This is a genomic window from Micromonospora sp. WMMD1102 (assembly GCF_029626265.1).
Lineage (GTDB): Bacteria > Actinomycetota > Actinomycetes > Mycobacteriales > Micromonosporaceae > Plantactinospora.
In genome coordinates this window covers 6,823,770-6,849,866 of the sequence record NZ_JARUBN010000001.1, presented here as the reverse complement: position 1 = coordinate 6,849,866, position 26,097 = coordinate 6,823,770, and the positions used below count along the sequence as shown (strand labels likewise).

Below are 26,097 nucleotides of genomic sequence, written 5' to 3'. Positions count from 1 at the left end.
GACCCCGGCGCACGGATACCCGCCCGGAACCCGGGCGACACCTGCCGCTGTGGGTCGATCTGTTCGGTTACGGCGGAGACGGGGCGCGCGGTCGGTTCGGCAGGCCGGCAGGACGTGGCGAGGGCGGACGGTCGGGTCAGGCCGGGCCGGGCTGCCGTTCCGGCCAACGGGTCGGCGAACCGCCGGGCATCCGGCCCGGCGAGTTCCGCCCCGACGGCGACGCGTTCCGGCCGGGTGTCGACGAACCCGCACCCGGCGCCGCCGAGTTGCCGGTCGGCGAGGCGGCACTGCGGCTCGGTGCCGGCAGGTTCCGGTGCCGCAGGGCGCGCCGGTAGTAGTCGTCGCGGTGCGCGAACTCGACCGGCAGCGATCCGGGCAGGTCGACGCCGCGCCGGGGATCGGCCAGGGCGTCGGCGTGCAGCGCCAGCCCGGCCCGGGTCAGCAGCGCGTCCCACTCCGGCGGGGCCAGCTCCACCATCGCCGGGTTGGCGAGCCGGAACCCGGCCACCGCCCGCCGGATCACGGTGGCCAGCCGCCGTACGCTCTGCGGCGAGTCGAGCGGGCCGCCGGAGAGGGCGAGCGCCGGCCGGCCGATGGCGCGTACCGCGTCGCAGACCACGAGCAGGCGCTCGTCGGTGCTGCCCGGTGCGGTCCGCGGGTCCGTGCCGGCGGCGAGGATGCGCAGCCCGGCCGGCCACTGCCAGCGGATCTGCCCGGTCACCACCCCGGTGCCGACCGGGCCGACCGGGCGCCGGTGCCGGGCGGCGAGCCGCGGCGCGGGCGCCGGTCCGATGTGGCAGTCGCCGCAGACGTACGTCAGCCGGCGGTCGGTGACGGTCACCTCGGCCGGCCGGGGCAGCGACCAGGCCAACTCGTCCGGGCCGGCGTCGGGGGCGAGCAGGTAACCGGCCACCTCGACCCGGTCACGCCACAGCACCCGCTCGTCGGTGTCCAGCACCAGCCGGCGGTGCCAGTCGAGCCGGGGGAAGTAGGTGTCGTCCTGGTCCGGGTCGTCGAAACGGTGCGGCCGGATGAAGAACGGGGACGCGTTCTCGGTCATGGGGGAGGGCCTCCCGGGTACGGGACGTCGTACCTCATAGGCTGGCGGACTTCCGATCCGCTGTCACGACGGTTGTTGGGGGGTCGGACGCTCGGCTGAGTCACGGACAACGGTTGGGCGGTAACCGTTGGATCTACGGTCCCGCACCGGCGACCCGGGGACCGAACTAGTTGCCGATCTCGTCGGCCCGGACGAGCCCGTCCTCGATCGCCCGGGCCAGCAGCGCCGCCTTCGTCGGTGCCGGCCGGCCGGCCCTGGCGTACTTGATCCGGGCCCGGTCGACGTACTGCTTGACGGTGTGCTCGCTGATGTTCATCCGGCGGGCGACCGACGCCTTCGACATCGACTGGAACCAGAGCAGCAGCGCCTCACGTTCCTTCTCGGACAGTACCGGCCGGCCGGTGCGCCGGTCGCCGACGATCGCCCCGGCCAGCGCCGGTGGCACGTACGGCCGGTCGCTCGCCGCCGCCAGCACGGTGTCCACGCAGTGCTCCCGCCCCTCCTGCTTGGCCAGGAAGGCGACCGCGCCGGCGTCGAGTACGGCCAGGATGGTCTCCGGGTCGCTGTGTTCGGAGTAGACCACCACCCGGCGGCCGGCACCGCTCAGCTCGGTCACCTTGTCGATCGCCATCCGGCCGCGCAGCCGCAGGTCGAGTAGGATCACGTCGGCCGGCTGGCCGGCGGCGAGAACCGTGTCGGGGTCCTCGCCGGTCGCCACCACCGCCAGCCGGGGCTCGGTGGCCAGCCACGAGCGGATCCCCTCGATGACCACCGGGTGGTCGTCGACGATCGCCACGGTGATCCGCGACCGTTCCGGGGTCATGCCGCCCGCCACCGGGTCTGCACCCATACCAGTTCCTCGTTCTCCTCGTAGACGTACTCGACGTCGGTGCCGGTGACCGCGTCGCCGTCGGCACCGACGGCCGGCCCGGCCGGGTCGGCCGCGCCGGCCGGGTCGGTGACGATGGTGGACGTGCCGGGGGTGGTCAGGCTCACCACCACCTCGTCGGGCTGGCCGACCACGGTCAGCCGGGCCCACCGGGTCGCGGCGGCCAGGGTGCTGGTCAGCGGCTCGGCGAGCTGCCGGCGGATCTCCACCGGCAGCGGCGGCAGCGTGCCGACGGCCACGAAGTCGACCGGCAGCCCGTTGCGTTCCACCACGTCGACACAGGCGCGCAGCTCGTGCAGCAGCGGGTCCGGCACGTCGTCGGACTCGGCGATCAGCCGGCGCAGCCGGGACGCCTCCAGGGCACACCGGCGCTGCACGCCCGGGTCCGCCGGGTCGGCCCGGCCCTGCGCGAGGTCGGTCAGGATCGCCCCGGCGGTCCGGTCCAGCGCGGCGAGCCGGTCCCGGCGGCTCTGGTGCATCCGGCCGGCGGCGGCCCGCTCGGTCTCGATCGCCGTCCGGGCCGCCGCCGCCCGCGCGGTGCTGCCGGCGAGGGTGCCGAGCAGGTTTACCGCGACCATCATCGCGATCGGCAGCGTCGCGTTGCCGTAGACGGCCATCGCGTACCGGCTCAGGTCGGCGGCACCGGTGCCACGCAGCGTGACTACCCCGACCAGGGCGATCGCCGCGCCGACCGCGAGTACCGCGACCAGGGCCGGGATCCGCCGGCCCCAGAGCAGGAGCAGGACGAACCAGCCCAGCGTCGCCCAGCCGAAGTTGGCGGAGTCGAAGACCAGCGAGCCCGGTACGCAGGCGAAGACCAGCACGTCGACCGCGAGCAGTACGCCGACCAGTGGCCAGGCCGGCGAGGGCCTCCCGCGCAGCAGGTTGACCGAGGCGACCACCCCGACCGCGCCGAAGACCAGCCAGCCGGTGCCGACGAGCCAGGGCAGCCGGTACTGCGACCAGGCACCGAGTACCGCCGGCAGGTTGATGGCGAGATGCCAGCCGAAGGCGATCAGCACGGCGGCGATCCGGGGACCGCGTTCGACGGTGGCGGTGACCGTGCCCGCGGCACCGCCGTGGAGGTCAGCCGACATCGGACCACTCCAGCCGGATCCGGGTGCCCCGGCCGGGGGCGGAGTCCACCTCGGCCAGGCCGCTGACCGTCGCCATCCGGCCGTGCACGGACTCGCGCAGGCCGTACCGGTGCCGGGGGACGGTGGCCGGGTCGAAGCCCGGCCCGTCGTCGACCACCTCGACCGCGACGGTGTCGCCGTCGCGGCGCAGCCGCACCGAGGCGGTCGCCCCGGGCGCGTGCCGGAGCACATTGGACAGCGCTTCGCCGGTGCTGTGCGTGACCGCCTCGGCGACCGGGGCCGGCACGGCGCACGGCTCCAGTTCCGCGCCGACCCGCAGCTCGGGCAGCCGGCCGAGCAGGGCACGCAACCGCTCGTCGAGGGCGACCAGCCGGACCTCGTCCGCCGGCCCGGCGCCGGCCGTCGACCTGTTGCCGGCCAGCGCGGCCAGGGTGTGCAGGTCGGCGGCGGCCCGCTCACGCAGCAGCGGTGACCGCCCGGCGACCGCGCCGAGACCGACCACGGTGAGCGTGGAGAGGACGGTGTCGTGCAGGTCGCGGTTCTGTTGCCGCTCCGCGGCCCGGGCGGCCCGAGCGGTCAGGGCGGCCCGCGCGGTCTCCTGGTAGGCGGCGAAGGCGGCGTCGGCGAGCCGGCTGCTGCGCCGGGCCACCCCGGCCAGTGCGGCCGCGGAGCCGGTCTGCACGGCGAGGGTGATCGCGTGCCCGAGCGCCTCGGCGTCGTCGCCGGCCAACTGCGCGCCGATCCCGTACGCGGCGGCGACCAGCAGCCCGGCCGGGACCGAGCGGGTGGCCGGCAGGACGAACTGGGCGACGATCACCGAGGTGCTGGACTGGATCGCGACCCAGCTCACCTCGCCGGGCAGTACCTCGGTGGCGACGAGATCCCGGATCAGCAGGCAGGTGCCGACGGTGAGCAGCAGGTCGACGGCGATCGCCGGGCCCGGCCGCCGCCACCGGACCACCAGGACGGCGAAGCACACCGACCAGACGGTCAGCAGACCCACCACGGCGACCAGCAGCGGGGTCCGCACCGGCGGGGTGCGCACCGCCAGCGCCGGCACCGCGCAGGCCAGCCCGCAGGTGAGCCGGAGCAGGGCCGGGAAGACGGTGTAGACCCAGCTCAGCGCGCTGGCCGCCGGCATCTCGGCGGTGGCCGGTGCGGGATCGACCCCGCTGGCCGGGGCGCCGGTGGCGGAGCCGGTGGCGGAGCCGGTGGCGGAAAAGGCAGACATGTGTGCCCCGACCCTCCCGTCGCTCCACCGCCGCCGCGCGACCGACCACCGAACAGGGGTCACGGTGACGGCCGGACGGGGGTCAGTGTGACAGCCGTACGGGGGTCAGCGCGACCCGTGTCGGGGGTCGGCGTTACCCGGATCGGGGCGCGGCGCCACCCGTACGGATGTCGGCGCGGTCCGGCGGAATCAGGCGTGGTCGTTGGCGGGTGGCACGGCACCCACCGGCATCCGGTAGATCCACACCGGGTAGTCGACGCTGGACGAGCCGCCGGCCAGCCCCGGAGTGCGGTTCAGCTGGGCGGCCGGGATCCAGAGCTGGCCGGCGCCGTCCAGCCAGAGCGCGTCGCCCCAGACCAGCCGGGGGTCGGCGAGCAGCACCTCGATCCGGCGGTCCGGGCCGATCGCCAGGATCCGCCGTCGGTCCACGTCACTCAGGTAGATCACCCCGGCCGCGTCGATCGCCGTACCGCCGGTGGTCGGGGTGTCCACCCACGGCTCGACCTGCCGGGCCACGATCTCGGGCGGGATCCCCGGGTCGTCGAGGCAGCGGGTCTCGATCCGGTGCAGCGGCCCGGACGCCGGCTGGTAGTACAGGTACCGGCCGTCCGGGGAGACCTCCAACTGGTCGGCGTGGATCCGCAGTTCCCGGCCGTGCGCGTCGCGCAGCAGCTCTCCGTCGGCCCGCAACGGGCGCCGGGCGACGGTGCTGGCGTGCCCGTCGAGTACCCGCCGGCACGCCCCGGTCGCCAGGTCCAGCACGATCAGTCCGGGCGCCCCCGCGTCGGTCAGGTAGCCCATCCGGCCGTTGAACCGCACGTCGTCGACGTAGCTGTTCGGCCGCAGCGCCGGGCCGAGGTCGTAGCCGCGGACCACCGTCGCCGAGTGCGGGTCGACGACGATCAGCCGGGGACCTCCGGGTACGACCGGCAGCCCGATCCCCGGGCTGCCGGCGTCCACGATCCACAGGTTCCCGTCCGGCCCGATCCGCAACCCGTTGACGTGCACGAAGGCGCCCTCGGGATCGGGCCGGTCGCGTACCTCGTTCCAGCCCGCGTCCGGATAGGGGAGGATCCGGCCGTCCGAGACCACCTCCCCGACCTGCATGCCGGGGCCGTCGGCGGACGGGAAGCTCACGAAGACCCGGCCGTCGCCGGTGGTGGTCACGCCGGTCCAGACCCGGTCGGTGGCGGTGACCGGCCGCAGCCGGGGATCGGACTGGATGGTGGGGCGCACGCTGCCGAGCCTATCGCCCGACAAGCCCCGGAAAGTCCGTTTCGATCGGAGGTTTGTCGCCGTGATCCGGTGCGCCCGAGCGGCTGTCGATTCCGGCGGTGCGGCCCGAGCGGGTGTCGCGGCTTGGCTCGGCCGGCCGGCGGCGGGCAACGCCTACCGTGACGTACATGCCGATTCCGCCGCACATCGCCCGGCTGCGGGCCGCCGTCGGGCCCACCGAACTGCTGCTACTGCCCAGCGCCTCGGTGCTGCCGGTCGATCCGGCCGGCCGGCTGCTGCTGGTCCGCCACCGCGGGCACACCGACGGATGGGGTCTGGTGGGCGGCGCCGTCGAGCCCGGCGAGTCCCCGGCCGAGGCCGCCGTACGCGAGGCTTGGGAGGAGATCGGGGTCGAGGTGCGGGTGGTGCGGCTGCTCGACGTACTGGGTGGGCCGGACTTCGAGGTGATCTATCCGCACGGCGACCGGGCCGCGTACGTCACGGCGGTCTACCAGGTCGAGATCGTCGCCGGTACGCCGCTTCCGGACGGGGACGAGATCGGCGCGGCCGGGTGGTTCGACCGGACGGAGATCGCCACGTTGCCGATCAGCCGGTTCGCTCGGGCGGTGCTCCGGGCCACCGGTCACCTCGACGAGTCGGCCGGGTAGCGGCGGTACCAGTCGCGGCAATCGCAGCGTTTCGCGGCATCTCGTCGGGCACGATGGCCGGGTGGAGACCGCCCCGGCCGACCCGACCGCCCGCCGCCGGCCGGCAGCCGGCGGCTGACCGGCGGCAGGCGTGGACGGCGTCATCGACACCCTTACCGCGCTCTCCGGCTGGGCGGCGCTGCTGGTGGTCGGCGGGCTCGCCTTCGGCGAGTCCGCCGCGTTCGTCGGCCTGGTACTCCCGGGCGAGACCGCGCTGCTGCTCGGCGGAGCACTCGCCGCGACCGGCCGGGTGAGCCTGCTGGCGATGATCGTGGTCGCCACCGTCGCCGCCATCGCCGGGGACAGCGTCGGTTACGAGATCGGCCGCTGGAGTGGCCCGCCGCTGCGCCGCAGTCGCGCCGGCCGCTGGATCGGCGAGCGGCGCTGGTGCCGGGCCGAGCGGTTCGTCGCCCGGCACGGGCCGCTGGCGGTGCTGCTGGGACGGTGGGTCGGCGTCCTCCGGACCCTGGTGCCGGCACTGGCCGGGATGAACCGGATGCCGTACCGCCGGTTCCTGCTCTTCAACGCGCTCGGCGGCGCCGCCTGGGCGGGCGCGGTGGTGCTGGTCGGCTATCTGGCCGGCGCCTCCTGGCGACGGATCGAGGACCATCTCGGGGAGGCCGGTGCGGGCCTCGCCGCGCTGGTGGTGCTCTGCCTGGCGGCGTGGTGGCTGATCCGCCGGCGTCGCCAGGCACGGCGCGAGGCGCGGCCCTGACCGGCGAATCCTGGCCAGCCCGGCCCGTCCGGTGCAGCCGGCCGTCACCGGGCGAGCGGTCGCCCCGGCGACGGACCGGCCGGAGCCGGATCAGCGCCGTACCGGTCCGAGCCGGATCAGTCGCCGAGCGGCCAGGGAGAGGCGGCGACCACGATGCCGTAGAGCAGGTGGTCGGCGAGCAGCGCCGACGACTCCAGGGCGCCGTGCCGGCGCTCGTCGATGCCGAGCAGGGGCGCGAGAGCCCCCTCGAACATGGCCCAGAAGACGAAGCCGTACGCCGGGCCGGTCCAGGCCAGCCGCCGCACCCCTCGGGGCAGCAGTCCGAAGATCGCCCCGCCGCCGGCGCCGTACCCCCAGTGCAGCAGCTCGACGAGCGCCTGCCGACGGGCCACCGGGATCCGGCGGAACAGGCTGGGTGCGGTCTGCCGGAGTACGTGCTCGGGCGGCGTACGCCGGACCAGTCCCAGGCCGGTGGTCACCTGCCGGAAGCCGGACATCGCCATCGCGGCGACCACCCCCCGGGCGGCGCCGCGCACCGCCGCCGTCGAGCCGGCACGCAACCACTGTCGATCCGTCACCTGGACTCCCTCCGGGTCGCCGAGCCGGGCGCGCGCCGGTGGCCGGTACGACGCGCACCGTGACCGGTACACGGTGCTACCCGGACGAAGCGGCGGGAAACCCGCGACGTGCCGGTTGTCGCACCTCGCGAAGTCGACACCCGGCCCCGCCCGCCCCGGGCCTGCCCGCGCCGGATCCGCCAGCCCCGGCCCCGCCCGCGCCAGGCCCGCTCGCCCCGGGCGGGTGCCGCTCACCGCTCGACGGCGAGCCGCACCCCGAGGCCGATGAAGATCCCGCCGGTCGCGGTGTCGATGCGGCGGCGCGCGGCCGCCCGGCGGCGCAGCCAGCCGCCGATCCGCCCGGCGAACACGCCGACGGCACCGTCCACCAGGAACTCCAGCCCGATCAGGATGGCGCCGAGGATGACGAACTGTAGCCAGACCCGCCCCAGTTCCGGGCTGACGAACTGTGGCAGGAACGCGATCGTGAAGGTGACCATCTTGGGGTTGAGCAGGTTCGTCAGCAGGCCGCTCAGGTATGCCTTCCGGCCCGACAGCCCGCCGGTCGGCAGCTCGGCCGGGGTGTCCCGGCGGTGCCGGATCAACTGCACGCCGAGATAGATCAGGTAGGCGGCACCGACGATCCGGACCACCGCGAACGCGGTCGGTGCCGCCGCGAAGAGCGCGGCCAGCCCGGCCGCCGCCACGGCCACGTGCACCGCCTCGCTGGTCGCCACCCCCGCGGTGGCGAGCAGCCCGGCGCGGGAGCCGCCGCGCATCCCACAACCGAGCACGAAGAGCATGTCCGGTCCGGGCGTGACCATTGCGACGATCGTGGTCAGGGTGAACGCCAGCAGCAGGTGTTGGTCGACGGGCATCCGATGATCGTCGCACAGACGCCGGTGCGGAGGACCACAGTGGTCCTCCGCACCGGTCGGGCTGTGCTTGGTCAGGTCAGCTGGCGCTACAGGTGGGTGACATCCCGGTACCGCTGCCGGTGCCCTGGAAGCCGAACTCCGTCGACCCTCCGGCGGCTATCCGGCCGTTGTAGCTGACGTTCGTGAACGTCACCGCTCCGCTGCTGCCGCTGCGGTTGGCGTTCCAGGCGTTGGTGACGGTGGCGCCGGAGGGCAGTGTCATGCCCACCGACCAGCCGTTGGTGCCGGACGAGCCGGCGGTCACCCGTACGGTGGCCACGAAGCCGCCGTTCCAGGAGTTCAGCGACACCGTCGCGGAGCAGCCGCCCGGTCCCTGCGTCGGCGGGTTCGTCGGCGGGTTCGTGGGCGGGTTGGTCGGCGGGTTGGTCGGGGTCACGCCGTTGTTCAGCGCGTTGAGCGTCGCGTCGTACGCCTGCTTCTTGTTGCCGTTGCACTCGAAGAGCAGGGGGGTGCCGCCGCTGCGCCAGGAGTCGCAGTCTCGTACGCCCCAGACGGTGATGCCGTTGCAGCGGGCGACGGCGAGGCAGTCGTTGACGACGTTGCGGTAGGTGTTGGCCTGGGTGGTGCCGGAGCCTTCGATGTCGAGTTCGGTGATCTGTACGTCGACGCCGAGAGCGGCGAAGCTGGAGAGGGTGGTGCGGTAGTTGCTGTTGTACGGGGAGCCGGCGTTGAAGTGTGACTGGAAGCCGACGCAGTCGATGGGTACGCCGCGTTGTTTGAAGTCCTGGACCATGCGGTAGACGGCCTGGGTCTTGGCCCAGGTCCAGTTGTCGGTGTTGTAGTCGTTGTAGCAGAGTTTCGCGTTCGGGTCCGCGGCGTCGGCGGCCCGGAACGCGGCCTCGATCCAGTCGTTGCCGGTGCGTTGCAGGTTGGAGTCGCGGCGGGCGCCGTTGTTGCCGTCGTCGAACGCCTCGTTCACCACGTCCCAGGAGTCGATCTTGCCGGCGTAGTAGCTGGCAACCCGGGTGACGTGGTTGAGCATGGCCTGGCGCAGCGCGCTGCCGGACATGCTCTCCATCCAGGCGGGCTGTTGCGAGTGCCAGGCGAGCGTGTGGCCGCGGACCTTCCAGCCCCGGCTGAGGGCGTGGTTGACGATCCGGTCCCCGTTGGCGAACGTGAACTGGTTCTGCTGCGGTTCGGTCGCGTTGATCTTCATTTCGTTCTCGGCGGTGATGCTGTTGAACTCGCGGTTCAGGATCGTGGTGTAGGTGCTGTCGCCGAGCTTGTTCGCCGCCACGGCCGCGCCGAAGTAGCGGCCCCGTTCCGCCGCCGACGCGCCGAGCGTCGTCGCGGCGCTGGCGGAGCCGGCGAAGGTGAGGGCCGCGCCGGCGGCGAGGACGCCGACGGCGAGGGAGACCAGTGCGGCGCGCGGGCCGGGCCTTGCCATCAGGCGTCTGGGGTCAGGGACGGTCTTGTCACTCATTTCCTGTTGCCTCTCGGGTCCGGGAAGGGGCGGGGTGGGGTGTGTCGTCGACGTTCCCGTCCTCTGTGGCTGCCGGCTCGGTGGACGGTGCGGCTGGGGGATGAGCGGAGGCCCAACCTTTGTTGAATCGACAGGACTCGATTTCAGGAGGCTAACGGAAAGATTCCGAAACTTCAATCGACGCCAATCTGGCTCCAATCGGCGACCGTCCCGATACGGATAGCCCGGTTTGGCCTGGCGAGGGCTTCGCGGCCCGCTCGATACCTGGCCAGGAGCGCCGACCGGAATGGCGCCGGACGGGGACGGGGCGGTGCGGAAGATGACCGGAAGTTTCGGCACCGCGATGCATTGCCAGCATCGTCCGTACTGGGCGGTATTCGCCGATCGCCTATGGATGGTGGCGGATCGAGATGATCTCACAGAATCCATCGGCCGGGGCGGTGCCGGCGCCGGTGTCGGCGCGGCGTGCCGTCGGGCGGCCTGGCGTGCCGTCGGGCGCTCAGCGGCGGAGTTCGTGGGCGAGCGCGGCGTAGACGTACTCGCTGCCCCAACGTCCCGCGTAGCGGTCGTTCTCGACCAGGTGTGCCTCGCGGCGCATCCCGAGGCGCTCGCAGACCCGCACCGACCCGGTGTTCTCGGTGTCGAGCCGGGCGAAGAGCCGGTGTACGCCCAGCCGGTCGAAGGCGGCCGCCGCCAGGCAGCGGGCCGCCTCGGTGGCGTACCCCCGTCCGTGCTGTGCCGGGTGCGTGATCCAGCCGATCTCGGCCTGCCCCGCCTGCGGGTGGTCGAGGGTGAGCACCACCTCGCCGAGTAGATCCGGTGTGCCGGCGCGCCGGCAGACCGCCAGGAGGAGCTGGTCACCCTTGCGTTCCCAGCGGGTGGCCGGGCCTAGCCGGGAGATGATCCGCGCGCACTGCTCCCGGGTACGGGGCGGCCGGTAGAGGTACCGCGCCACCTCGGGCAGCTGCTGGTAGGCGTACATCCCGTCGACGTCGTCCGGGGTGAACGGGCGGAGTACGAGGCGGTCCGCGGTCAGGGGCAGCGGTTCGAGATGCACTGTGGCGTACTCCGGGCGGTGCGGCGGCGAGGGGTCGACCCTATGTCACGGCCCGCCCGGGGTGCCGTGGTTTCCGGCCCGCCGGCCGGAGCCGGCGACCTCCGCGAGCCGCCGCCGCAGGAACGCCCGCTCCGGCTCGTTGCCGACCAGGTCGAGAGCCCGACGGTACGCCTCGGCGGCCTCCCCGGCGCGACCCAGCCGACGCAGCAGGTCCGCCCGGGCGGCCGGCAGCAGGTGGTAGCCGGCCAGCCGGCCGTCCCGGTCGAGCGCGTCGAGCAGGCGCAGCCCGGCGGCCGGACCGTCCCGCAGCGCGACCGCCACCGCCCGGTTCAGTGCCACCGTCGGCGACGGCGCCATCCGGGCCAGTACGTCGTAGAGCGCGACCACCTGCGGCCAGTCCGTACCGGCCACGTCCGGGGCCTCGCCGTGCAGGGCGGCGATCGCGGCCTGCACGGCGTACGGGCCGGGCCGGCCGGTCAGCGCGGCGGGTACGAGTCCACGGCCCTCCTCGATCCGGTCGCGGTCCCAGCGGGTCCGGTCCTGCTCGTCGAGGAGTACCAGGTCGCCGTCGGCGGTGCACCGGGCGGCCCGGCGCGCGTCGACGAGCAGCAGCAGGGCGAGCAGCCCGGTGACCTCCGGTTCCCGGGGCAGCAGCCGGTGCAGCAGCCGGGCCAGCCGGATCGCCTCGTCGGACAGGTCGGCCCGGACGAGCTGCGGGCCGCCGCTGGCCGCGTACCCCTCGGTGAAGATCAGGTAGATCACCCGGAGTACGCCGGGGAGCCGGGCCGGCAGTTCGGCGACGTCCGGCACCCGGAACGGGATCCGGGCGGCCCGGATCTTCTCCTTCGCCCGCACGATCCGCCGGGCCATCGTCGGCACCGGCACCAGGAACGCCCGGGCCACCTCGGCGGTGTCGAACCCGGCCAGGCAGCGCAGGGTCAGCGCGATCTGCGCCGGGCCGGGTAGCGCCGGATGGCAGCAGGTGAAGAAGAGTCGCAGCCGCTCGTCCGGCAGGTCGTCGCCGTCGTCCGTGGCGGGCGCGGCCGGCTCGTCCCGGACGGCCTCGGCCTGGAGTACGGCCAGCCGGGCCGCGTAGGCGCGGTCCCGGCGGAGCCGGTCGACGGCCCGGCGCCGGGCGGTGGTGAGCAGCCAGCCGGTCGGGCGGGTCGGCACGCCCCGCTCGGGCCAGTGCCGCAGGGCCGCCTCGATCGCGTCCGAGGCGACCTCCTCGGCGAGGTCGAGGTCGCCGAAGTGCCGGACCAGGCTGGCGAGCAGCCGGCCGCGCTCCTCCCGGAACACCCGCTCCACGGTGTCGGCGGTCGGCCGCTCGCCGCCGGTCACGGCTGTCTCCACGGTGTCGGCGGTCGGCCGCTCGCCGCCGGTCACGGCTTCTCGAACTCCAGGATCGGGCGGATCTCGACGGTGCCGCGCAGCGCGGCCGGGCAGCGGGCCGCCCAGCCGATCGCGGTGTCCAGGTCCGGCAGGTCGACCAGGTAGTAGCCGCCGAGGATCTCCCGGGTCTCCGCGAACGGGCCGTCGGTGACGGTGCGGTCGCCGGCCCCGCCGACCCGCACCGTCGTGGCGGTCTCGGTGCCCTGCAACGCCTGGCTGTCGAGGAGCGCGCCGGCGTCCTCGAGCAGCTTGTCGTACGCCCAGTACGTGTCGATCTCCGCCTGGATCACCGCCGGGTCGGTCGGGTCGCTCGCCGGGTCGCCGTAGAGCAGGAACAGGTATTTCACGCCGGTCTCCTCCGGTTCGTCGCGTACAGCGGGCTGCTGCACAGCATGACGACGAACGGACCGGATCGGGAACGACAACCCGCGCGGACTTTTCCGTACCCGCCGCTCCGTGTACCCGCCGTCTCTGTGTCCGCCGCGCCGTTCCCGGTGGCCGTGGCGGGTTGCCCGGAAGTGCGCTGCGGCGCGGGTCCGGCGGAGAATGGTGCGATGCGGATGGCGGTGACCGGCGGGGCGGGGACGGTCGGGCGGTCGGTGGTCGCGCACGCGCTGGCCGAGGGGCACACCGTGGTGGAGATCGACCGGCCGTCGGCCCGGGACGCCGGTCCGGGGACGCCGGCCGGGCTGGTACGCCGCCCCGCCGACGTGACCGACTATCCGGCGCTGCTGCGGGCGCTGGACGGGTGCGAGGCGCTGGTGCACCTGGCGGCGTACCCGAAACCGTGGGACGAGCCGGACCACGTGGTGCACGGCGTGAACGTGACCGCCAGTTACCACGCACTGCGGGGCGCCGTCGAACTCGGCATCACCCGGGTCTGTCTCGCCTCCAGCGTGAACGCCGTCGGCGGGGCGTACAGTCGCTCGCCGCGCTACGACTACTTCCCGCTGGACGAGCGGCATCCCAGCTACACCGAGGACCCGTACAGCCTGTCGAAATGGCTCGGCGAGGCCCAGGCGGACAGCTTCGCCCGCCGGTACGCCGAGCTGCGCGTCGCCAGCCTGCGGCTGCACGGCGTGCAGCCGGCCCGCCCGGTTCTCCGGCCCGAGGCGGAGCAGCCCGCCCAGGCCGCCCGCGAGCTGTGGGGGTACACCCTGGCCGGGGCGGCTGCCCGGGCCTGCCTGCTGGCCCTCACCGCCGACTTCTCCGGTCACCAGGTCTGCTACGTGGTAGCCCCGCGGACCGTCACCAGCACCCCGACCGAGGAGCTGTGCCGGAAGTACTATCCGGACGTGCCGGTGCGCGGCGAACTCGGCGGCAACCAGGGCCTCTTCGACTGCACGAAGGCGGAGCGGGTGCTCGGCTGGCGGCACGACGGATAGCGGGTGGCCGCCCGAGCCGCCGTGGCGCCCCGAGCTACCGTGGAATCCTGTCCTCCGACAGCCTAGCTTTCCTTGACGACAAGAGTTGTCGGTGGGACGCTAGCCTCATGTTCGACATCACAGTGATCGAGGATCCGGCGGCGGCCGAGGCGTCGCTCGACCCGATCCGGGCGCGGCTGCTGGCCGAGCTGGCCGAGCCGGCGTCGGCCACCATGCTCGCCGGCAGGGTCGGCCTGGCCCGGCAGAAGGTCAACTACCACCTCCGGGCGCTCGAACAGCACGGACTGATCGAACTCCAGGAGGAACGCCGCAAGGGCAACGTCACCGAACGGGTGATGCGGGCCACCGCGGCCTCGTACGTGATCTCCCCGGCCGCGCTCTCCGCCGTGCGACCGAACCCGGGCAGGTCGCCCGACCGGCTGTCGGCGCGGTGGCTGCTGGCGGTCGCGGCCCGACTCGTCCAGGACGTCGGCGCGCTGATCACCGGTGCCGACCGGGCCGACCGGCGGGTGGCGACGTTCGCGATCGACGCCCAGGTCCGGTTCGCCTCCGCGACCGACCGGGCCGCGTTCGCCGAGGAGCTGGCGGCGACGGTCACCAGGCTGGTCAGCAGATACCACGACGAGTCCGCGCCCGGCGGCCGGGAGCACCGGGTGGTGGTCGCGCTGCACCCGCACGTCCCGACCGACCGGGAGAGCACCGGTCAGCCCGGTTAGCCGTCCGCCCCGCCCCCGCCCCCGCCCCGCCCCGCCCCGCGCCCGCCCGCTCCGTTTCCGCAAGCCAGTGCATTGGAGACCGTCACCGTGGGACACGAGTTCGAACTGTGCAGGGAAATCGAACTGGCCGGGACGCCGGAGCAGGTCTGGGCGGCGATCGCCACCGGCCCCGGCATCGACTCCTGGTTCAGCCGTGACCAGGGCAGCACCGTGCTGCACTGGTGCAGAGCGGGGTGCTCGGCGACAACTGGGAGACCGAGTACGAGGCGATGGGGGTCGGCTGGGACATGTACCTGGCCAGCCTCGCCTCGTACCTGCGCCACTTCCCGGGCCGGCACGGCGTCCCGGCCGCCGCGTTCCGGCCCGGTGCCGGCGAGCCGGAACAGGTCTGGGCGGCCGTGGCCGACGCGTTCGGCATCACCGGCGGGATCACCGAGGGCACACCGGCCCGGCTCACCGTCGACGGCCTGCCGCCGGTCGACGGAGTCGTCGACATCGCCGGCCTGCCGACCTACTTCGGGGTACGCACCGACGACGCGCTCTACCGGTTCCTGCACTCCGGAGTGGACCGGGGCAGCGTGCTGGTCCTCGGCCACCACCTCTTCGGCGCCGACGTCGACCAGGCCAGCGTCGAACGCGCCTGGCATGGTCGCCGTGCTGGGCTACAACCTGACCGACTTTCCCAGCATCTCGCCGATCTGTTCGCTGCTGGTCCCGCTCTACGCGGTCACCCGGGCGGGCCAGATCCTGATCGGTACGGCGGTCGGCGTGTCGGCTCTGCTGGTCTCCACCGGCTGGGTGCTGAACGCCGGAGTCGAACCGCTCCGGATGCTCGACGGCCTGCTCCGCGAGGCCACGATGCTGGCCCTGGCCCTGGTGGCCGGCACCGCGTTCCGCACCGCTGAGCTCTACCGCAAGGAGGCCGAGGCCCGGCTCGCCGCCGAGCAGGCGGAACGGGCCCGGGAGTCCGCCCGGTCGGTTCTCGCCGAACGGATCCGGATCGCCCGCGAACTGCACGACGTCACCGCGCACACCGTCGCGGTGGTCGGGATCCAGCTCAACCTGGCCCGGGAACTCGTCCGGCGCGACCCGGACGCCGCCCGGGACCTGCTGGACAGCGCCCGGGGGATCAACGTGGACGCGATCGACGAACTGCGCCGGGCGGTACACCTGCTCCGTGCGCCCGATCCCGCCGCCACCGCACCCGACCCGGCCTCCCCACCGGAGCTGGGATCTCGGCCGGAGCTGGGATCTCGGCCGGAGCTGCGGCCTGCGCCGGACGAGACGCAGCTCGGGACGCTGCTGGACCGGGCTGCCGAGGCCGGCCTGACGACGACGCTGCACCGCGAGGGCGAGCCCCGGCCGCTGCCGCCCACCGTCGGCCTGACCGTGTACCGGATCGCCCAGGAGTCCGTCACCAACGTGCTGCGGCACGCGCACGCCCGGTCGGTCACCCTCACCCTCCGGTACGCCCCGGACGGCGTCGCCCTCGACGTCCGCGACGACGGCAGGGGCGCCGGCACCGGCACGGCACCCGCCGGACATGGTCTGACCGGGATGCGGGAACGGGCCACCGGGTTGGGCGGGAGGCTGCACGCCGGCCCGCTGCCCGACGGCGGGTACGCCGTCCGGGCCTGGCTGCCCCGCACGGTCGACGCCCCCGCCGACGCCGCTGCTCCGGCTCTTGCCGACGTCCCCGCCCCCGCCCTCGCCGACGTCCCCGCCCCCGCTTCTCCCGACGATGGCGTCGCCGCCCTCGCCGCCCTCGCCGGTGCCCCGGCCCGCGTCGGTGTCGTGCCGGCTCGCGCCGCGTCGGGGTGGTGAACCGGTTGCCGATCCGGGTGCTGCTCGCCGACGACCAGCCGCTGGTCCGGGCCGGGCTACGCGGTCTGCTCGGGCTGGACGGCGACATCGAGGTGGTGGCGGAGGCGGCCGACGGCGCGGACGCGGTGCGCCAGGTACGGCAGCTCCGACCCGACGTCGCACTGCTGGACATCCGCATGCCGGTGCTGGACGGCCTGACCGCCACCGAGCGGATAAGCGCGGATCCGGCCACCGCCGGGGTACGGGTCATCGTGCTCACCACGTACGAGATCGACGAGTACATCTTCTCGGCGTTGCTGGCCGAAGCGAGCGGCTTCCTGGCCAAGACCGTGAGCCGGGAGGAGCTGTGCCACGCCGTCCGGGTCGTCGCGGCCGGGGACGCGCTGCTCAGCCCGAGCGTGACCCGACGGGTGATCGAGGAGTTCGGTCGTCGCCCCGGGCCCCGGCAGGGCTCGGTGGAACGACTCGCCGAGCTGACCGCCCGGGAACGCGAGGTGCTGGCCCTGGTGGCGGGTGGGCTGGGCAACGCCGAGATCGGCCGGGCGCTGCGGATGAGCCCGCTGACCGCCAAGACCCACGTCAGCCGGATCATCACCAAGCTCGGTGTCCGGGACCGGGCCCAACTGGTGATGCTGGCGTACGAGACCGGACTGGTCGCGCCCGGCGGGGCCGGCGGCTGAGCTGCGTCAGCCAGCTCCCGTCGCCGGGGTCGGGCGGACGCCGGCGACCCAGAGCCGGTCCGCGGTGCCCTGCCCGACGGCCTCCTCGTACGCGGTGACCTTGTCGGTGATCAAGTCCAGGCAGTCGTGCAGTTCGGCGATCCGGTCCAGTACCCGCTGCCGGTGCGCCCGGAGCAGTTCGAGCCGCTCCGCCTCGTTGCCCGGACCCTCGCCGACGAGTTCGGCGAGCCGGCGGATCGTGGCCAGCGGCATCCCGGAAGCCCGGAACTTCGTGCAGTTCGCGAGCCACTGCACGTCCCACTCACCGTAGACCCGTCGCCCGCCGCTGCTCCGGCGCAGCCGACCGGTCAGCAACCCCTCCCGCTCGTACAGCCGGAGGGTGTGCACGCTCAGGCCGGTGCGTTCGGCCACCTGCCCGATGCTGAATTCCGCTGGGGTGTCGAGCATGGCCGGAGCATACGCGCGCCGGCCCAGCCCAGCCCAGCCCAGCCCGGCCCAGCTCAGCCCGGCCCAGTTCGGCCCGACCCGGGCGCCCTGGGCCGGGCCGACCAGGGATCGACGCATTCGACATGATCGATGACAGAGGGTAGGTAATTTTCCGCGCACTATGCGGTAACTCACCCGCCGTAGCGTCGGTCCGGCAAGGGCGGTTCGACGGCGGCGACCGCGGCGCTGATCGACGACGGTGACCCGGGTGAGGGGCGACGAGCGATGGACGAGCACCTCTTCTACAGCCAGCATCCCGGCGACTTCTACGACCATCCGGCCGCTGTCGAGGCGCCCGGCTTCGCACTGCCGGACATCGCGTCGGCGGCCGACTGGACCAGCGGCCGGGACGGCTACTGGACCCAGCTCACGCCGGTCGACGTCGAGCTGCCCGAACAGGGCTGGAAGATCCACGTCTCGGCCACCCTGGACGAGGCCGGCGCCGGATGTCGTGATAGCGGAGGGCGGCCTCGGCCTGCCTGCCGTCGGCGGCGAGCAGCAGCATCCACTGGGCGTGCAACCGCTCGTCGAGCAGACTGAGCCGGGCGGCGCGACCCACCGCCGGAGTACGTCGCGGGCGTGACCGATCCGCACGGCGACCTCGGCGGCTTCCTGGACCGCGATCACGCACTCCTGGTCGACGGCGTCGAAGGTCGGATGCGGGCCGGTGGCCGGCTCGATCCCCGCACCGAACCGGCCCTGCCACAGTCGCAGGGCGGCGAGGTAGTACCGGATCGCAAGGCTCGGCCGGCCCTCCGCGGCGGCCTGCCGGCCGGCGCCCAGGTGCCGCCTGAAGTCCATCAGGTCGAGATGGTCGGGTCCGGCGGAGAGTCGGTAGCGGTGCCCGTCCGACAATAACCATTTCCCGAGCGACCGGCGGGGCAGGCCCGGTTCGATCAGGCGGCGGATGTTGCCGATGTACCGGTGGATCAGGTTGGTGGCCCGGGCCGGCGGCCGGTCGTTCCAGAGCAACTCGGCCAGGTCTCCGCGGCTGACCGAGCAGCCCGGCGAGGCGAGCAGCCGGGCCAGCACCAGCTGTTGTTGCCGGTTGCCGAGACGTTGCTCGATCCCGGACCGCCAGAACCGCAGGTCGCCGAGTACCACGAAACGGAAAGGCTCTGTCATCGGAGTACCCCCGCCCAGGAGATCCGCCCGTCGTCACACGTCCCGGCAACCCACGGTACGAAGGTGCTCAGCCCATCCACTGACTATTGAGTGACCGGCCCCTCCCGGGCTCCGCCCCGCGGGCTCCGAGCGGCGATCTGTCCCCGGACCGCCACCTTCCAGTGTCGATTGCTCTCTTGTAACGTCGATCACGTGTCGGGGCGGACAGAGGCGCGCAGCGGGCCCACGTCGGCCGACGCCCCCGCCCCGGCACCTCCGGTCGGCATCCTGCTGAAGTCGTACCGTGAGCGCGTCGGCCTGACCCAGCAGGACCTCGCCGGACGGTCGGGCGTCAGCCTGGCGGCGATCCGCGACCTGGAACAGGGACGCAGCCGCCGTCCCCGGCGTGACTCGGTCCGCGGTCTCGCACGCGCCCTGGAACTGAACGCCCAGGACGAGGCCCGGCTTTTCGCCGCCGCCTTCGCGATGCGGCCCACGGCGGTTCCGGCGCCCACCCGGCCGACCGAGACCGACCCGGCCGCGCCTGCCACGCCGACCCGGCTCGGCGTGCTGGGCCCGCTCACCGTGTGGCGCGGCGGAGGCGCGGTGCCGTTGACCGCCAGGCAGAAGGTCGTCGTGCTGCGGCTCGCGCTGAGCGCGGGCGACGTCGTCGGGCGCGAGGAGCTGATGGACCTGCTCTGGGGTGGGCGGCGACCGGCATCGGCGAAGAACTCGCTGCACACCTGCATCGCACGGCTGCGGGCGCTGCTGCAACCCGAGCCGACGCCGGTGCGAATGCTCTCGACGACCGGCGGCGGCTACCGTCTCGTCGTCGGTCCCGACCAGCTCGACCTGCTGCGGTTCCGGGAACTCGCCGCGCGCGGGGCCGGCGAGGAGGATCCGGAACGCGCACTCGGGCACTATGCGGAGGCAGCCCGGCTGTGGCGCGGACACCCCGACGTGGACCTGCTGTCGAGCAGCCCGCTGATGACCGCGGTGATCGAGGAGTACGCGGCCCTGCTGTGCGGCTACGCCACGGTCGCGCGTGACGGCGGCGAGGGCGAGCAGGTGCTGCCGCGCCTGCGTGACCTGGCCGGCCGGTTGGAGTTGCACGAACCGCTGCACGCCGAGCTGGTGATCACCCTGTCCGCGACCGGCCGGCAGGCCGAGGCACTCGCCGCCTACCAGCGGGTGCGCGCGGCGCTCGGCGACCAACTCGGCATGGACCCGGGTGACCAGCTCCGGGCGGCGCACCAGGGTGTGCTGCAGCAACGGTGGCGCGGCACGCCGCGTGCGTCGGGGCGTACCGTGATCCAGCAGGCGCCGGCGGCACCGCCGGACTTCGTCGGGCGTGGCCGGGAACTGGCAGTGGTCGCCGAGGCACTCGGCCTCGGCCGGTCGGCGGCCGGGCTCGTGCCGCCGGCACGGATCGTCGCCGTCAACGGTCCGGCCGGCATCGGCAAGACCGCCCTCGCCCTGGAGGCGGCGCGTCGTCTGCGGGACGATTTTCCGGACGGGCAGCTCTACGCCGACCTGCGCGGAGTCTCCACCGACCCGGTCGCGCCGCTGGAGGTGCTCGGCCGGTTCCTGCGGGCCCTCGGCGTCCCCGCGCAGCGGGTCGGCGCCGACGAGGCCGAGGCGGGGGCGATGCTGCGCAGCGAACTCGCGGGCCGCCGAATGCTGGTGATCCTCGACAACGCCCGGGACACGCGGCAGGTGTCCCCGCTGTTGCCCGGCGCCGGGGAATGCGTCGTGCTGCTGACCAGCCGGCGGCGCCTTCCGGACCTCGCGGGCGCCACGGTCGTCGACCTGCCCACGCTGCCGGTCGCGGACGCCCTCGACCTGCTGGCCGCGGCCGTGGGCCCGCACCGGATCATCGCCGATCCGCGGTCCGCCCGGCAGCTGGCCGCGGCCTGCGGGCAACTCCCGCTGGCGTTGCGCATCGCGGGCGCACGGCTGACCAGCCGGCCGTCCTGGAGCACGGCCGACCTCGTCGAACGGCTGCGGGACACCAACCGCCGGCTGACCGAGTTGAGCGTCGGCGAGGTCGGTGTGCTGGCCAGCTTCCGGCTCAGCTACCACGACCTCAGCGACTCCGCACGGCGGGCCTTCCGGGTCTGCGCACTGCACCCCGGGGACGACTTCGGGCTGGAAGCCGCCGCCGTGCTGCTCGACGTCGATCCGGTCGAGGCGGACCTGGTCCTGGGCGAGCTGTTGGACGCCAACATGCTCCTGCAGTACGCCGCCGACCGGTTTCGCTTCCACGACCTGCTGGGCCTCTACGCGGCCAGGCTGCTCGCCGAGGACGACCGGGCGGAGCGCGCCGCGGCCCGGGACCGGCTGCACACGTGGTACCTGCGGGGTGCGACGGCGGCGCTGGAGTGGGTGTACCCGCAGCTGGTCAGGCGGACCTCGCACGGTGACCGGGGCGCCGTGTTCGACGGGCCCGACGACGCGTTCGAGTGGCTCGACACGGAGGCACCGGCGCTGGTCTCGCTGGTCGAGCGCACCGCGGACTCGGACCACCGCCGGCTGGCCTGGCAGATCGCCGACCAGTTGCGGGGGTACTTCCTGGTCCGGCGGCACGTCGACCGATGGCTGCGGACCGCGGACGCGGGTCTGCGCGCGGCGGTCGCGGAGGGCGACCCGGCCGCCCAGGCGGCGATGCTGATCAGCCGCGGCCAGGCGATGTGGGCACTGGGCCGGCACCCGGAGGCGCTCGACGCCTACACCGAGGGTGCCCGGTTGGCCGACGCCGGTGGATGGCGGCCGGCCGTCGCGTACCTGCGGCACAACATCGGCCTCGTGCTGGCCGAGCAGGGGCGGCTGGACGAGGCGGAACAGTCCTATCAGGCCGCGCTGGCACTCAGCGCCGACGACGACCTCGGGCACGTGCGCGCGGTGACCCTGAACGGTCTGGGCGTGATGTGTGCCGACCAGGGCCGCCTCAGCGCCGCGGCGGAGTACTTCGGCGCCGCCCTGCGGATCAACCAGGTGACCGGACGGGACACGTCCGTGCTGGCGAACCGCCTCAACCTCGGGATGGTCCTGCGGCAGCTCGGAGCCGAGTCGACCGCCGAGGAGCACCTCTGCGCGGCCCGGGACGGCTACCGGCGCCTGGCCGACCCGCACGGCGAACTGTCCTGTCTGGACGAGTTGAGCCAGCTGCACACCCAGCGCGGGGAGGGCGCCGCCGCGGTCGGCGCCGCCCAGCAGGGGTACGACCTCGCGCTGATCGTCCGGAACCAGCGCGCGCAGGCGGCGTTGCTGACCACGATGGGCGAGGCGCACCTGGGCGGCGGCGACGTTCCGGCGGCCCTGGAATCGTTCCGCCAGGCACTCCGGGTCGCCGCCGACTACCCGTACTTCGCCACCCGGGCGACCGTCGGGCTGGCCGAGTCGCTGCGGCAGGTCGGGGACGGCGCCGATGCGCACCGGCACGCGGAGCGCGCCGAGGAGGCGGCACGCGCGCACGGGTTCCGGATGGTCGAGGCCGGCGCACTGGAGGTGCGGGCACGCTGCGTCGCCGGCGACGACCCGGCGCTGGCCAGGCGACTCGCCGCCGGCGCCGCCGACACCTACCGGACCGCCGGCGCGGACCTACTGGCCGGACGGGTCGAGGCGGAACAACTGGGCCGGCCCCGCTGAAGCGGCACCTCCGGGGCCGGTGCACCTGACCGGCGACTTCAGCAGGGCCGGCCTGCCGGCGTTCCCGCTGGTGCATCAATCGTGACGCACCAGCGGGAGCGCCGGCGGGTCAGTTCCGCAGCACCGAGGCGTCGAGGTGGTTCGGTACCCGACTGATCCGGGTGAAGAGGCTGAACACGTTGTCCGCCGCGCCGGTGTGGCCGCCCCGGGCCGTGTTCCCGAAGAACCACGGGCCGCCGCTGTCACCACCCGCCGAGACATCGCGGTCGGTTCTGTCCAGACCGCAGTACCGATGGCCGCTCACGGTCCGGCAGCTGTCGGTGTCCGCGACGTAGGTGCAGCTGTACCCGGTGGTCCGACCCCAGTGGCACACGGCCGAGTTGATCGGCGCGTTGGCGACGGCGGTCACCGTCCGGTCGCCGCCGGCCTGCCGGTTCGTGGCCCGGAACTGCTTGTTCGTCGAGTGGCCGTTCGCGGTCGACGTCCGGTGGAACTGGAAGTCGACCGCGGCGTTCGAGCCCGAAGCGGGTCGGGTGCTGATCAGCCCCACGGCGTTGCCGTACCGGAGCGCGTTGTCGCAGTGCCGCGCGGTCAGCACACCCCGGGCACCGTTGCGGACAGCGGTGAAACCCGCGGTGCAGTGGCTGTCGCCGTTGGTCTTGTTCAGATCCCGACCGCCCTCGATGACCCGTTCGGCGACCGCAGCCGGGTTGGCGTCGAGTTCGAGTACCACCTCGACGGGAAGCTGTCCCCCGACGGTGCCCGCGGTCAGCGCCGACTGGAAGACCGAGCTGAGCGTGCGCAGCGGGCTCTGCCCGACCGGCGCGTACTCGAGACGCAGCACGCGTCGCTGGTAGTCGTAGCGGGTGCCCGCCGACCGGATGACGTCGGACCGTGCCGCCAGGGACGTGACGAGGGTGTAGGCGAGGTCGGCGAGTTCCTTCGAACTGGCCGGCGCACCGTACTGGACCTCGGTGTTCACCGGCAGCCGCTCCAGTTCGGCAACGACCTCGGCACTCGGCTTCGCGGTGAACTGGATCCAGTTGCCGGCCGCCCCGCCGGCAGCCAGCCCGGCCCGCACGAACGTGTCCGGGCTGGTCTCCTCCAGTTTGGTGGTGTAGGCACTGAACTCGTGGATACCCTGGTGCGCCGCGACCACCGTGGACAGCGCCTGTCCGGTGCTCTCGGCGTACGTGGTCAGGTCCTGCATCGCCTCGGCGTCCAGGGCCTGTGCGGAGCGAGCCGTCCCGGTCACCTGGAACGTGCCCGTCGACGTCGGCGCGGGGCGCACCGGCACGTCGACCTGGATGGCGTCGCTACCGGTGCTGCCAGGGTCGGTGGCCGCCTGGGCGGGAGCCACCACGACGACCGGCAGGCTGGCTGTGAGCGTGAGCGAGGTGAGCAGAGTCAACGCTCGTCGCATCTATGGTGTCCTCTCGGGGTGATATCCAGCGACGTTTCGCTGAAGTACCATGATCATTGCGTTTTCCGGGTGACCTGTGACCCAACGAATCCGCGAACTTTCGTCGGCGTCGGCCGCCGGCCGCGGGGAGGACCATGAGTGGCTGGCACCGGCTGCGGCGCGTCGCGGAGTTGCCGACGACCAGGGCCAACGTCGAGCGGGTGTTCTCGTACTTCATCGCGGCGGTCCGGCTGGGCACGGTCGCGCAGATGCTCCCAGCGGTGCACATCGGCGTAGCGACGTCACCACACCGCGTCGGCTACCTCGCCTGCTGGGCGGCCGCGGTCTGCGCTGCCATCGCGGTCAGCGCGGTGACGCTGGTCCGCCGTCGCCCGCTGGGCACGATGGGTGCCGCGGCGGACTTCGCGCTGGCCTGCGCCCTGCTCGTGCTGGGACCACTGGTGCTCACCTCGGGGGAACGCCTCGGCACCTGGGTCGCGTACCAGCCGGGCTATGCGCTGTCGGTCGTCCTCACGGCCTGCGGGGTCCGCAGCCGCGCCCTCTGCGCGGTGGGCCTGCTCGGCGTCGTCGTCAGCTTCGTGGCGTACCTCGGTGGAGCGGTCGGGCAGAACCTGACCTCGACCGCGATCAGCAACATCCTGATGTACGTGGTGTACGCGATCGTCGCGCGCATGTTCTTCGGATACACCCGCCGGGTCGCGCGGGACGCCGACGCGTCGCGGGCCCGCGCCGCGGAGCTGGCACGGCGCGAGGAGGAGCGACGGGCCCAGGTGATGATGCACAACGGCGTCGCCCTCATGCGCCTGCTCACCGAGCCGGGGACCGACACCGCACGCTCCCGGCTGATCGACCAGGCCGAGGTGGAGCTGCGGCGCATGCGCTCCTACCTACGTGGTCAGGCACGGGACGGGGACCGGGCCGCCTCCACTGCGGCCGATGCCGACTCCTCTGATGCCGAGTCCTCCGTTGCCGACTCCTACCTTGCCGACTCATCGGTGGCCCTCGCCGCGATGGTCGAGCGGGTCTGCGACCGGTTCGCCGACCTGTACGTGGACGCACTGCTCGACCTCGGCGCCGACCTGAGGATCTCCGCCGCGCGGGCCGAGGCGCTCGAGCGCGCGCTCGAGAGCCTGCTGCTCAACGTACGCATGCACGCCAGGGCACAGGCAGTCGTGGTCCACCTCGACCAGGGCGCGGACGGGAGCTGGACGCTGACCGTGCGCGACGACGGGGTCGGGTTCGACCCGTCGTCGGTGACTGTCGGGGTCGGCCTGCGCGAGGTCGTCGTGGCGGAGTTGCAGCGGCGAGGGCTCGACGTCGAGGTCGAGTCGGCGGTGGGCGCGGGAACGACCGTGACGATATCGTCCCGCCCGGCGACGGCGACGGCGACGGCGACGGCGACGGCGACGCTGACGACGACTGCGAGCGCGCCTGCGACTGCGACCGCGATGACGACTGCTGTGGCGACTGCGACTGCGGCGACTACGGCGGCGGCCGGTCGTACCGGCCGGGGCGCCGGCGTGGACACGGCATGAGGCCCCCGGTCGCGGTCGTCGACGACGCGTCGCTGATCCGCGAGTCGTTCGCCCTGCTCCTGACCGGTCTCGACGTCGTCGCCGCGGTCGGGACCGTGGAAGAGTTGCTGCACCGTCGGCCGGCGGTCGACCTGGTCCTGCTCGACCTGCACCTGGCAAACCTCGAACAGCAGCCTGACGTCCGGCAGGGCATCGCCGCGCTCCGCGCACTGAGAAGCTGCGGCTACCGGGTCTGCGTCTACAGCCAGGAGGAGCGCCGTCTGGTCCTCGCCGCCTGCATCGCGGCGGGCGCGAGCGGGGTCGTCTCCAAGGCGCTGCCGATCGGCCGGGCCGAGCAGCTCCTGCTCGAGGTCGCCTCCGGCGGCACCGTCGTGCCACAGTCGGTCGTCGGGATCCTCGAGGTTCTGGTCCGGCGCAACTGCATCACCCTGCTCAGCGAACGCCAGCGCCAGATCCTGCACGGCCGTGCCCGCGGACTGAGCTACGCCCGGATCGCCGAGCAACTGTTCGTGAGCGAGTCCACGCTACGTGGGTACTGGCTCGACCTGACCCGGTCGCTCTCCGAGTCCCTGCGCACCCTCACCCCCGGGGAGATCGAACAGGCCCTCGGACTCGCGCCGGGAGACCTCCTGGAACCCTGGGCCGGAGAATCGGCCGCCGGGAGGGACTGGTGGTGCGTCGACACGGGCAGGTGATTCGGTCAGAGCACCGGCCAAGCCGTCGGGGCACCCCGGCGTGCGGAGTCCTGGCCCGCTCGGCCGCGGTGGTCGATCGGGCCCCTCAGCTGTTGCGACGTGGCCCGCTCTGTTCTCGGGCACCGCGTCGACTTCGTACCTGCTCCGGCGGCGCGCGTCGGTTCGGCCGGGTCGGCGACCGCCGCCGCCCGGTCCTGCGCCCGGTCGAGATCAGGGCCGCCTGGTCGAGATCACGGCGCTCGGCGAGACGGCCGCCGGCGACGATGCGCACCAGGGTGCTCTTGCCGGCGCCGCAACGAACGTTAAAAGACAACTCGGCC

At 73.6% G+C, this 26,097-nt stretch carries 23 protein-coding genes; 10 read left to right on the top strand and 13 right to left on the bottom strand.

What is annotated here, in order from left to right; translation table 11 throughout:
• Positions 1 to 136 precede the first annotated feature (136 nt).
• From O7626_RS30905 to O7626_RS30885, 5 genes are all read right to left on the bottom strand, one after another.
• Positions 137 to 1,060: a hypothetical protein gene (locus O7626_RS30905; RefSeq protein ID WP_278064551.1), complete on the bottom strand. Its 924-nt coding sequence runs from the start codon at positions 1,058 to 1,060 to the stop codon at positions 137 to 139.
• 166 nt (positions 1,061 to 1,226) lie between these two features.
• Positions 1,227 to 1,910, bottom strand: coding sequence for a response regulator transcription factor (locus tag O7626_RS30900; protein ID WP_278064550.1), 684 nt, complete (start codon positions 1,908 to 1,910; stop codon positions 1,227 to 1,229).
• On the bottom strand, positions 1,880 to 3,046 hold the full coding sequence (locus O7626_RS30895; protein ID WP_278064549.1) for a hypothetical protein: 1,167 nt from the start codon (positions 3,044 to 3,046) through the stop codon (positions 1,880 to 1,882). Before O7626_RS30895 ends, O7626_RS30900 begins: the two co-directional genes overlap by 31 nt.
• On the bottom strand, positions 3,036 to 4,277 hold the full coding sequence (locus O7626_RS30890; RefSeq protein WP_278064548.1) for an ATP-binding protein: 1,242 nt from the start codon (positions 4,275 to 4,277) through the stop codon (positions 3,036 to 3,038). The genes O7626_RS30895 and O7626_RS30890 overlap by 11 nt, the downstream gene beginning before the upstream one ends.
• Positions 4,278 to 4,466: 189 nt before the next feature.
• The gene (locus O7626_RS30885; RefSeq protein WP_278064547.1) at positions 4,467 to 5,513 is read right to left on the bottom strand and encodes an L-dopachrome tautomerase-related protein; all 1,047 of its coding nucleotides are present in this window, start codon (positions 5,511 to 5,513) and stop codon (positions 4,467 to 4,469) included.
• A gap of 167 nt (positions 5,514 to 5,680) precedes the next feature.
• Here O7626_RS30885 and O7626_RS30880 point away from each other — a divergent pair, with 167 nt between their 5' ends.
• Both O7626_RS30880 and O7626_RS30875 read left to right on the top strand, forming a co-directional pair.
• Complete coding sequence (locus O7626_RS30880) at positions 5,681 to 6,160, top strand: NUDIX domain-containing protein (RefSeq protein WP_278064546.1); 480 nt, start codon at positions 5,681 to 5,683, stop codon at positions 6,158 to 6,160.
• A gap of 130 nt (positions 6,161 to 6,290) precedes the next feature.
• Complete coding sequence (locus O7626_RS30875) at positions 6,291 to 6,914, top strand: DedA family protein (RefSeq protein ID WP_278064545.1); 624 nt, start codon at positions 6,291 to 6,293, stop codon at positions 6,912 to 6,914.
• A gap of 116 nt (positions 6,915 to 7,030) precedes the next feature.
• Here O7626_RS30875 and O7626_RS30870 read toward each other — a convergent pair whose 3' ends face one another.
• The 6 genes from O7626_RS30870 to O7626_RS30845 form a co-directional block, all read right to left on the bottom strand.
• Positions 7,031 to 7,492 (bottom strand): hypothetical protein, encoded by a 462-nt coding sequence (locus O7626_RS30870; protein ID WP_278064544.1) that lies wholly within the window; start codon positions 7,490 to 7,492, stop codon positions 7,031 to 7,033.
• Positions 7,493 to 7,722: 230 nt separating this feature from the next.
• On the bottom strand, positions 7,723 to 8,349 hold the full coding sequence (locus O7626_RS30865; RefSeq protein ID WP_278064543.1) for a LysE family translocator: 627 nt from the start codon (positions 8,347 to 8,349) through the stop codon (positions 7,723 to 7,725).
• Between the two features lie 76 nt (positions 8,350 to 8,425).
• On the bottom strand, positions 8,426 to 9,796 hold the full coding sequence (locus O7626_RS30860; RefSeq protein ID WP_278066393.1) for an endo-1,4-beta-xylanase: 1,371 nt from the start codon (positions 9,794 to 9,796) through the stop codon (positions 8,426 to 8,428).
• Between the two features lie 535 nt (positions 9,797 to 10,331).
• Complete coding sequence (locus O7626_RS30855) at positions 10,332 to 10,889, bottom strand: GNAT family N-acetyltransferase (protein WP_278064542.1); 558 nt, start codon at positions 10,887 to 10,889, stop codon at positions 10,332 to 10,334.
• Between the two features lie 45 nt (positions 10,890 to 10,934).
• On the bottom strand, positions 10,935 to 12,230 hold the full coding sequence (locus O7626_RS30850; protein WP_278066392.1) for a DUF6596 domain-containing protein: 1,296 nt from the start codon (positions 12,228 to 12,230) through the stop codon (positions 10,935 to 10,937).
• Between the two features lie 41 nt (positions 12,231 to 12,271).
• Positions 12,272 to 12,628 (bottom strand): YciI family protein, encoded by a 357-nt coding sequence (locus O7626_RS30845; protein ID WP_278064541.1) that lies wholly within the window; start codon positions 12,626 to 12,628, stop codon positions 12,272 to 12,274.
• A gap of 207 nt (positions 12,629 to 12,835) precedes the next feature.
• Between O7626_RS30845 and O7626_RS30840 the strand changes: the two genes are divergently transcribed.
• The 5 genes from O7626_RS30840 to O7626_RS30820 all read left to right on the top strand — a co-directional run bounded on the left by O7626_RS30840 (position 12,836) and on the right by O7626_RS30820 (position 16,886).
• Positions 12,836 to 13,666, top strand: a complete 831-nt coding sequence (locus tag O7626_RS30840; protein WP_278064540.1) for an NAD(P)-dependent oxidoreductase — start codon at positions 12,836 to 12,838, stop codon at positions 13,664 to 13,666.
• A gap of 107 nt (positions 13,667 to 13,773) precedes the next feature.
• Positions 13,774 to 14,382 (top strand): helix-turn-helix domain-containing protein, encoded by a 609-nt coding sequence (locus O7626_RS30835; protein WP_278064539.1) that lies wholly within the window; start codon positions 13,774 to 13,776, stop codon positions 14,380 to 14,382.
• 221 nt (positions 14,383 to 14,603) lie between these two features.
• Positions 14,604 to 15,287: a hypothetical protein gene (locus O7626_RS30830; RefSeq protein ID WP_278064538.1), complete on the top strand. Its 684-nt coding sequence runs from the start codon at positions 14,604 to 14,606 to the stop codon at positions 15,285 to 15,287.
• The gene (locus O7626_RS30825; RefSeq protein WP_347404877.1) at positions 15,211 to 16,206 is read left to right on the top strand and encodes a sensor histidine kinase; all 996 of its coding nucleotides are present in this window, start codon (positions 15,211 to 15,213) and stop codon (positions 16,204 to 16,206) included. Before O7626_RS30830 ends, O7626_RS30825 begins: the two co-directional genes overlap by 77 nt.
• Before the next feature lie 5 nt (positions 16,207 to 16,211).
• Positions 16,212 to 16,886, top strand: a complete 675-nt coding sequence (locus O7626_RS30820; protein WP_278064537.1) for a response regulator transcription factor — start codon at positions 16,212 to 16,214, stop codon at positions 16,884 to 16,886.
• A 6-nt stretch (positions 16,887 to 16,892) separates the two neighbouring features.
• On the opposite strand, the gene O7626_RS30815 is transcribed toward O7626_RS30820, so the two are convergent.
• Positions 16,893 to 18,497, bottom strand: coding sequence for a MerR family transcriptional regulator (locus tag O7626_RS30815; protein ID WP_278064536.1), 1,605 nt, complete (start codon positions 18,495 to 18,497; stop codon positions 16,893 to 16,895).
• Between the two features lie 192 nt (positions 18,498 to 18,689).
• Between O7626_RS30815 and O7626_RS30810 the strand changes: the two genes are divergently transcribed.
• A complete protein-coding gene (locus O7626_RS30810; RefSeq protein ID WP_278064535.1) occupies positions 18,690 to 22,124 on the top strand; it encodes a BTAD domain-containing putative transcriptional regulator in 3,435 nt (1,144 codons plus the stop codon).
• 109 nt (positions 22,125 to 22,233) lie between these two features.
• Here the strand turns inward: O7626_RS30810 and O7626_RS30805 are convergent, their stop codons facing one another.
• Complete coding sequence (locus O7626_RS30805; RefSeq protein ID WP_278064534.1) at positions 22,234 to 23,547, bottom strand: S1 family peptidase; 1,314 nt, start codon at positions 23,545 to 23,547, stop codon at positions 22,234 to 22,236.
• A gap of 134 nt (positions 23,548 to 23,681) precedes the next feature.
• On the opposite strand from O7626_RS30805, the gene O7626_RS30800 reads away from it, so the two are divergent.
• Both O7626_RS30800 and O7626_RS30795 read left to right on the top strand, forming a co-directional pair.
• Entirely contained in the window at positions 23,682 to 25,082 is a 1,401-nt protein-coding gene (locus O7626_RS30800; protein WP_278064533.1) for an ATP-binding protein, read from the top strand.
• Positions 25,079 to 25,777, top strand: a complete 699-nt coding sequence (locus tag O7626_RS30795; protein WP_278064532.1) for a response regulator — start codon at positions 25,079 to 25,081, stop codon at positions 25,775 to 25,777. Before O7626_RS30800 ends, O7626_RS30795 begins: the two co-directional genes overlap by 4 nt.
• Positions 25,778 to 26,097 lie beyond the last annotated feature (320 nt).

Bases quoted from the DNA above. Each gene is read 5' to 3' on its own strand.
- O7626_RS30840 (WP_278064540.1), top strand. From the start codon at position 12,836: ATGCGGATGGCGGTGACCGGCGGGGCGGGGACGGTCGGGCGGTCGGTG.
- O7626_RS30900 (WP_278064550.1), bottom strand. From the start codon at position 1,910: ATGGGTGCAGACCCGGTGGCGGGCGGCATGACCCCGGAACGGTCGCGG.
- O7626_RS30905 (WP_278064551.1), bottom strand. From the start codon at position 1,060: ATGACCGAGAACGCGTCCCCGTTCTTCATCCGGCCGCACCGTTTCGAC.
- O7626_RS30835 (WP_278064539.1), top strand. From the start codon at position 13,774: ATGTTCGACATCACAGTGATCGAGGATCCGGCGGCGGCCGAGGCGTCG.
- O7626_RS30890 (WP_278064548.1), bottom strand. From the start codon at position 4,277: ATGTCTGCCTTTTCCGCCACCGGCTCCGCCACCGGCTCCGCCACCGGC.
- O7626_RS30895 (WP_278064549.1), bottom strand. From the start codon at position 3,046: ATGTCGGCTGACCTCCACGGCGGTGCCGCGGGCACGGTCACCGCCACC.
- O7626_RS30880 (WP_278064546.1), top strand. From the start codon at position 5,681: ATGCCGATTCCGCCGCACATCGCCCGGCTGCGGGCCGCCGTCGGGCCC.
- O7626_RS30795 (WP_278064532.1), top strand. From the start codon at position 25,079: ATGAGGCCCCCGGTCGCGGTCGTCGACGACGCGTCGCTGATCCGCGAG.
- O7626_RS30805 (WP_278064534.1), bottom strand. From the start codon at position 23,547: ATGCGACGAGCGTTGACTCTGCTCACCTCGCTCACGCTCACAGCCAGC.
- O7626_RS30800 (WP_278064533.1), top strand. From the start codon at position 23,682: ATGAGTGGCTGGCACCGGCTGCGGCGCGTCGCGGAGTTGCCGACGACC.
- O7626_RS30860 (WP_278066393.1), bottom strand. From the start codon at position 9,796: ATGGCAAGGCCCGGCCCGCGCGCCGCACTGGTCTCCCTCGCCGTCGGC.
- O7626_RS30815 (WP_278064536.1), bottom strand. From the start codon at position 18,497: ATGACAGAGCCTTTCCGTTTCGTGGTACTCGGCGACCTGCGGTTCTGG.
- O7626_RS30825 (WP_347404877.1), top strand. From the start codon at position 15,211: ATGCTCGACGGCCTGCTCCGCGAGGCCACGATGCTGGCCCTGGCCCTG.
- O7626_RS30865 (WP_278064543.1), bottom strand. From the start codon at position 8,349: ATGCCCGTCGACCAACACCTGCTGCTGGCGTTCACCCTGACCACGATC.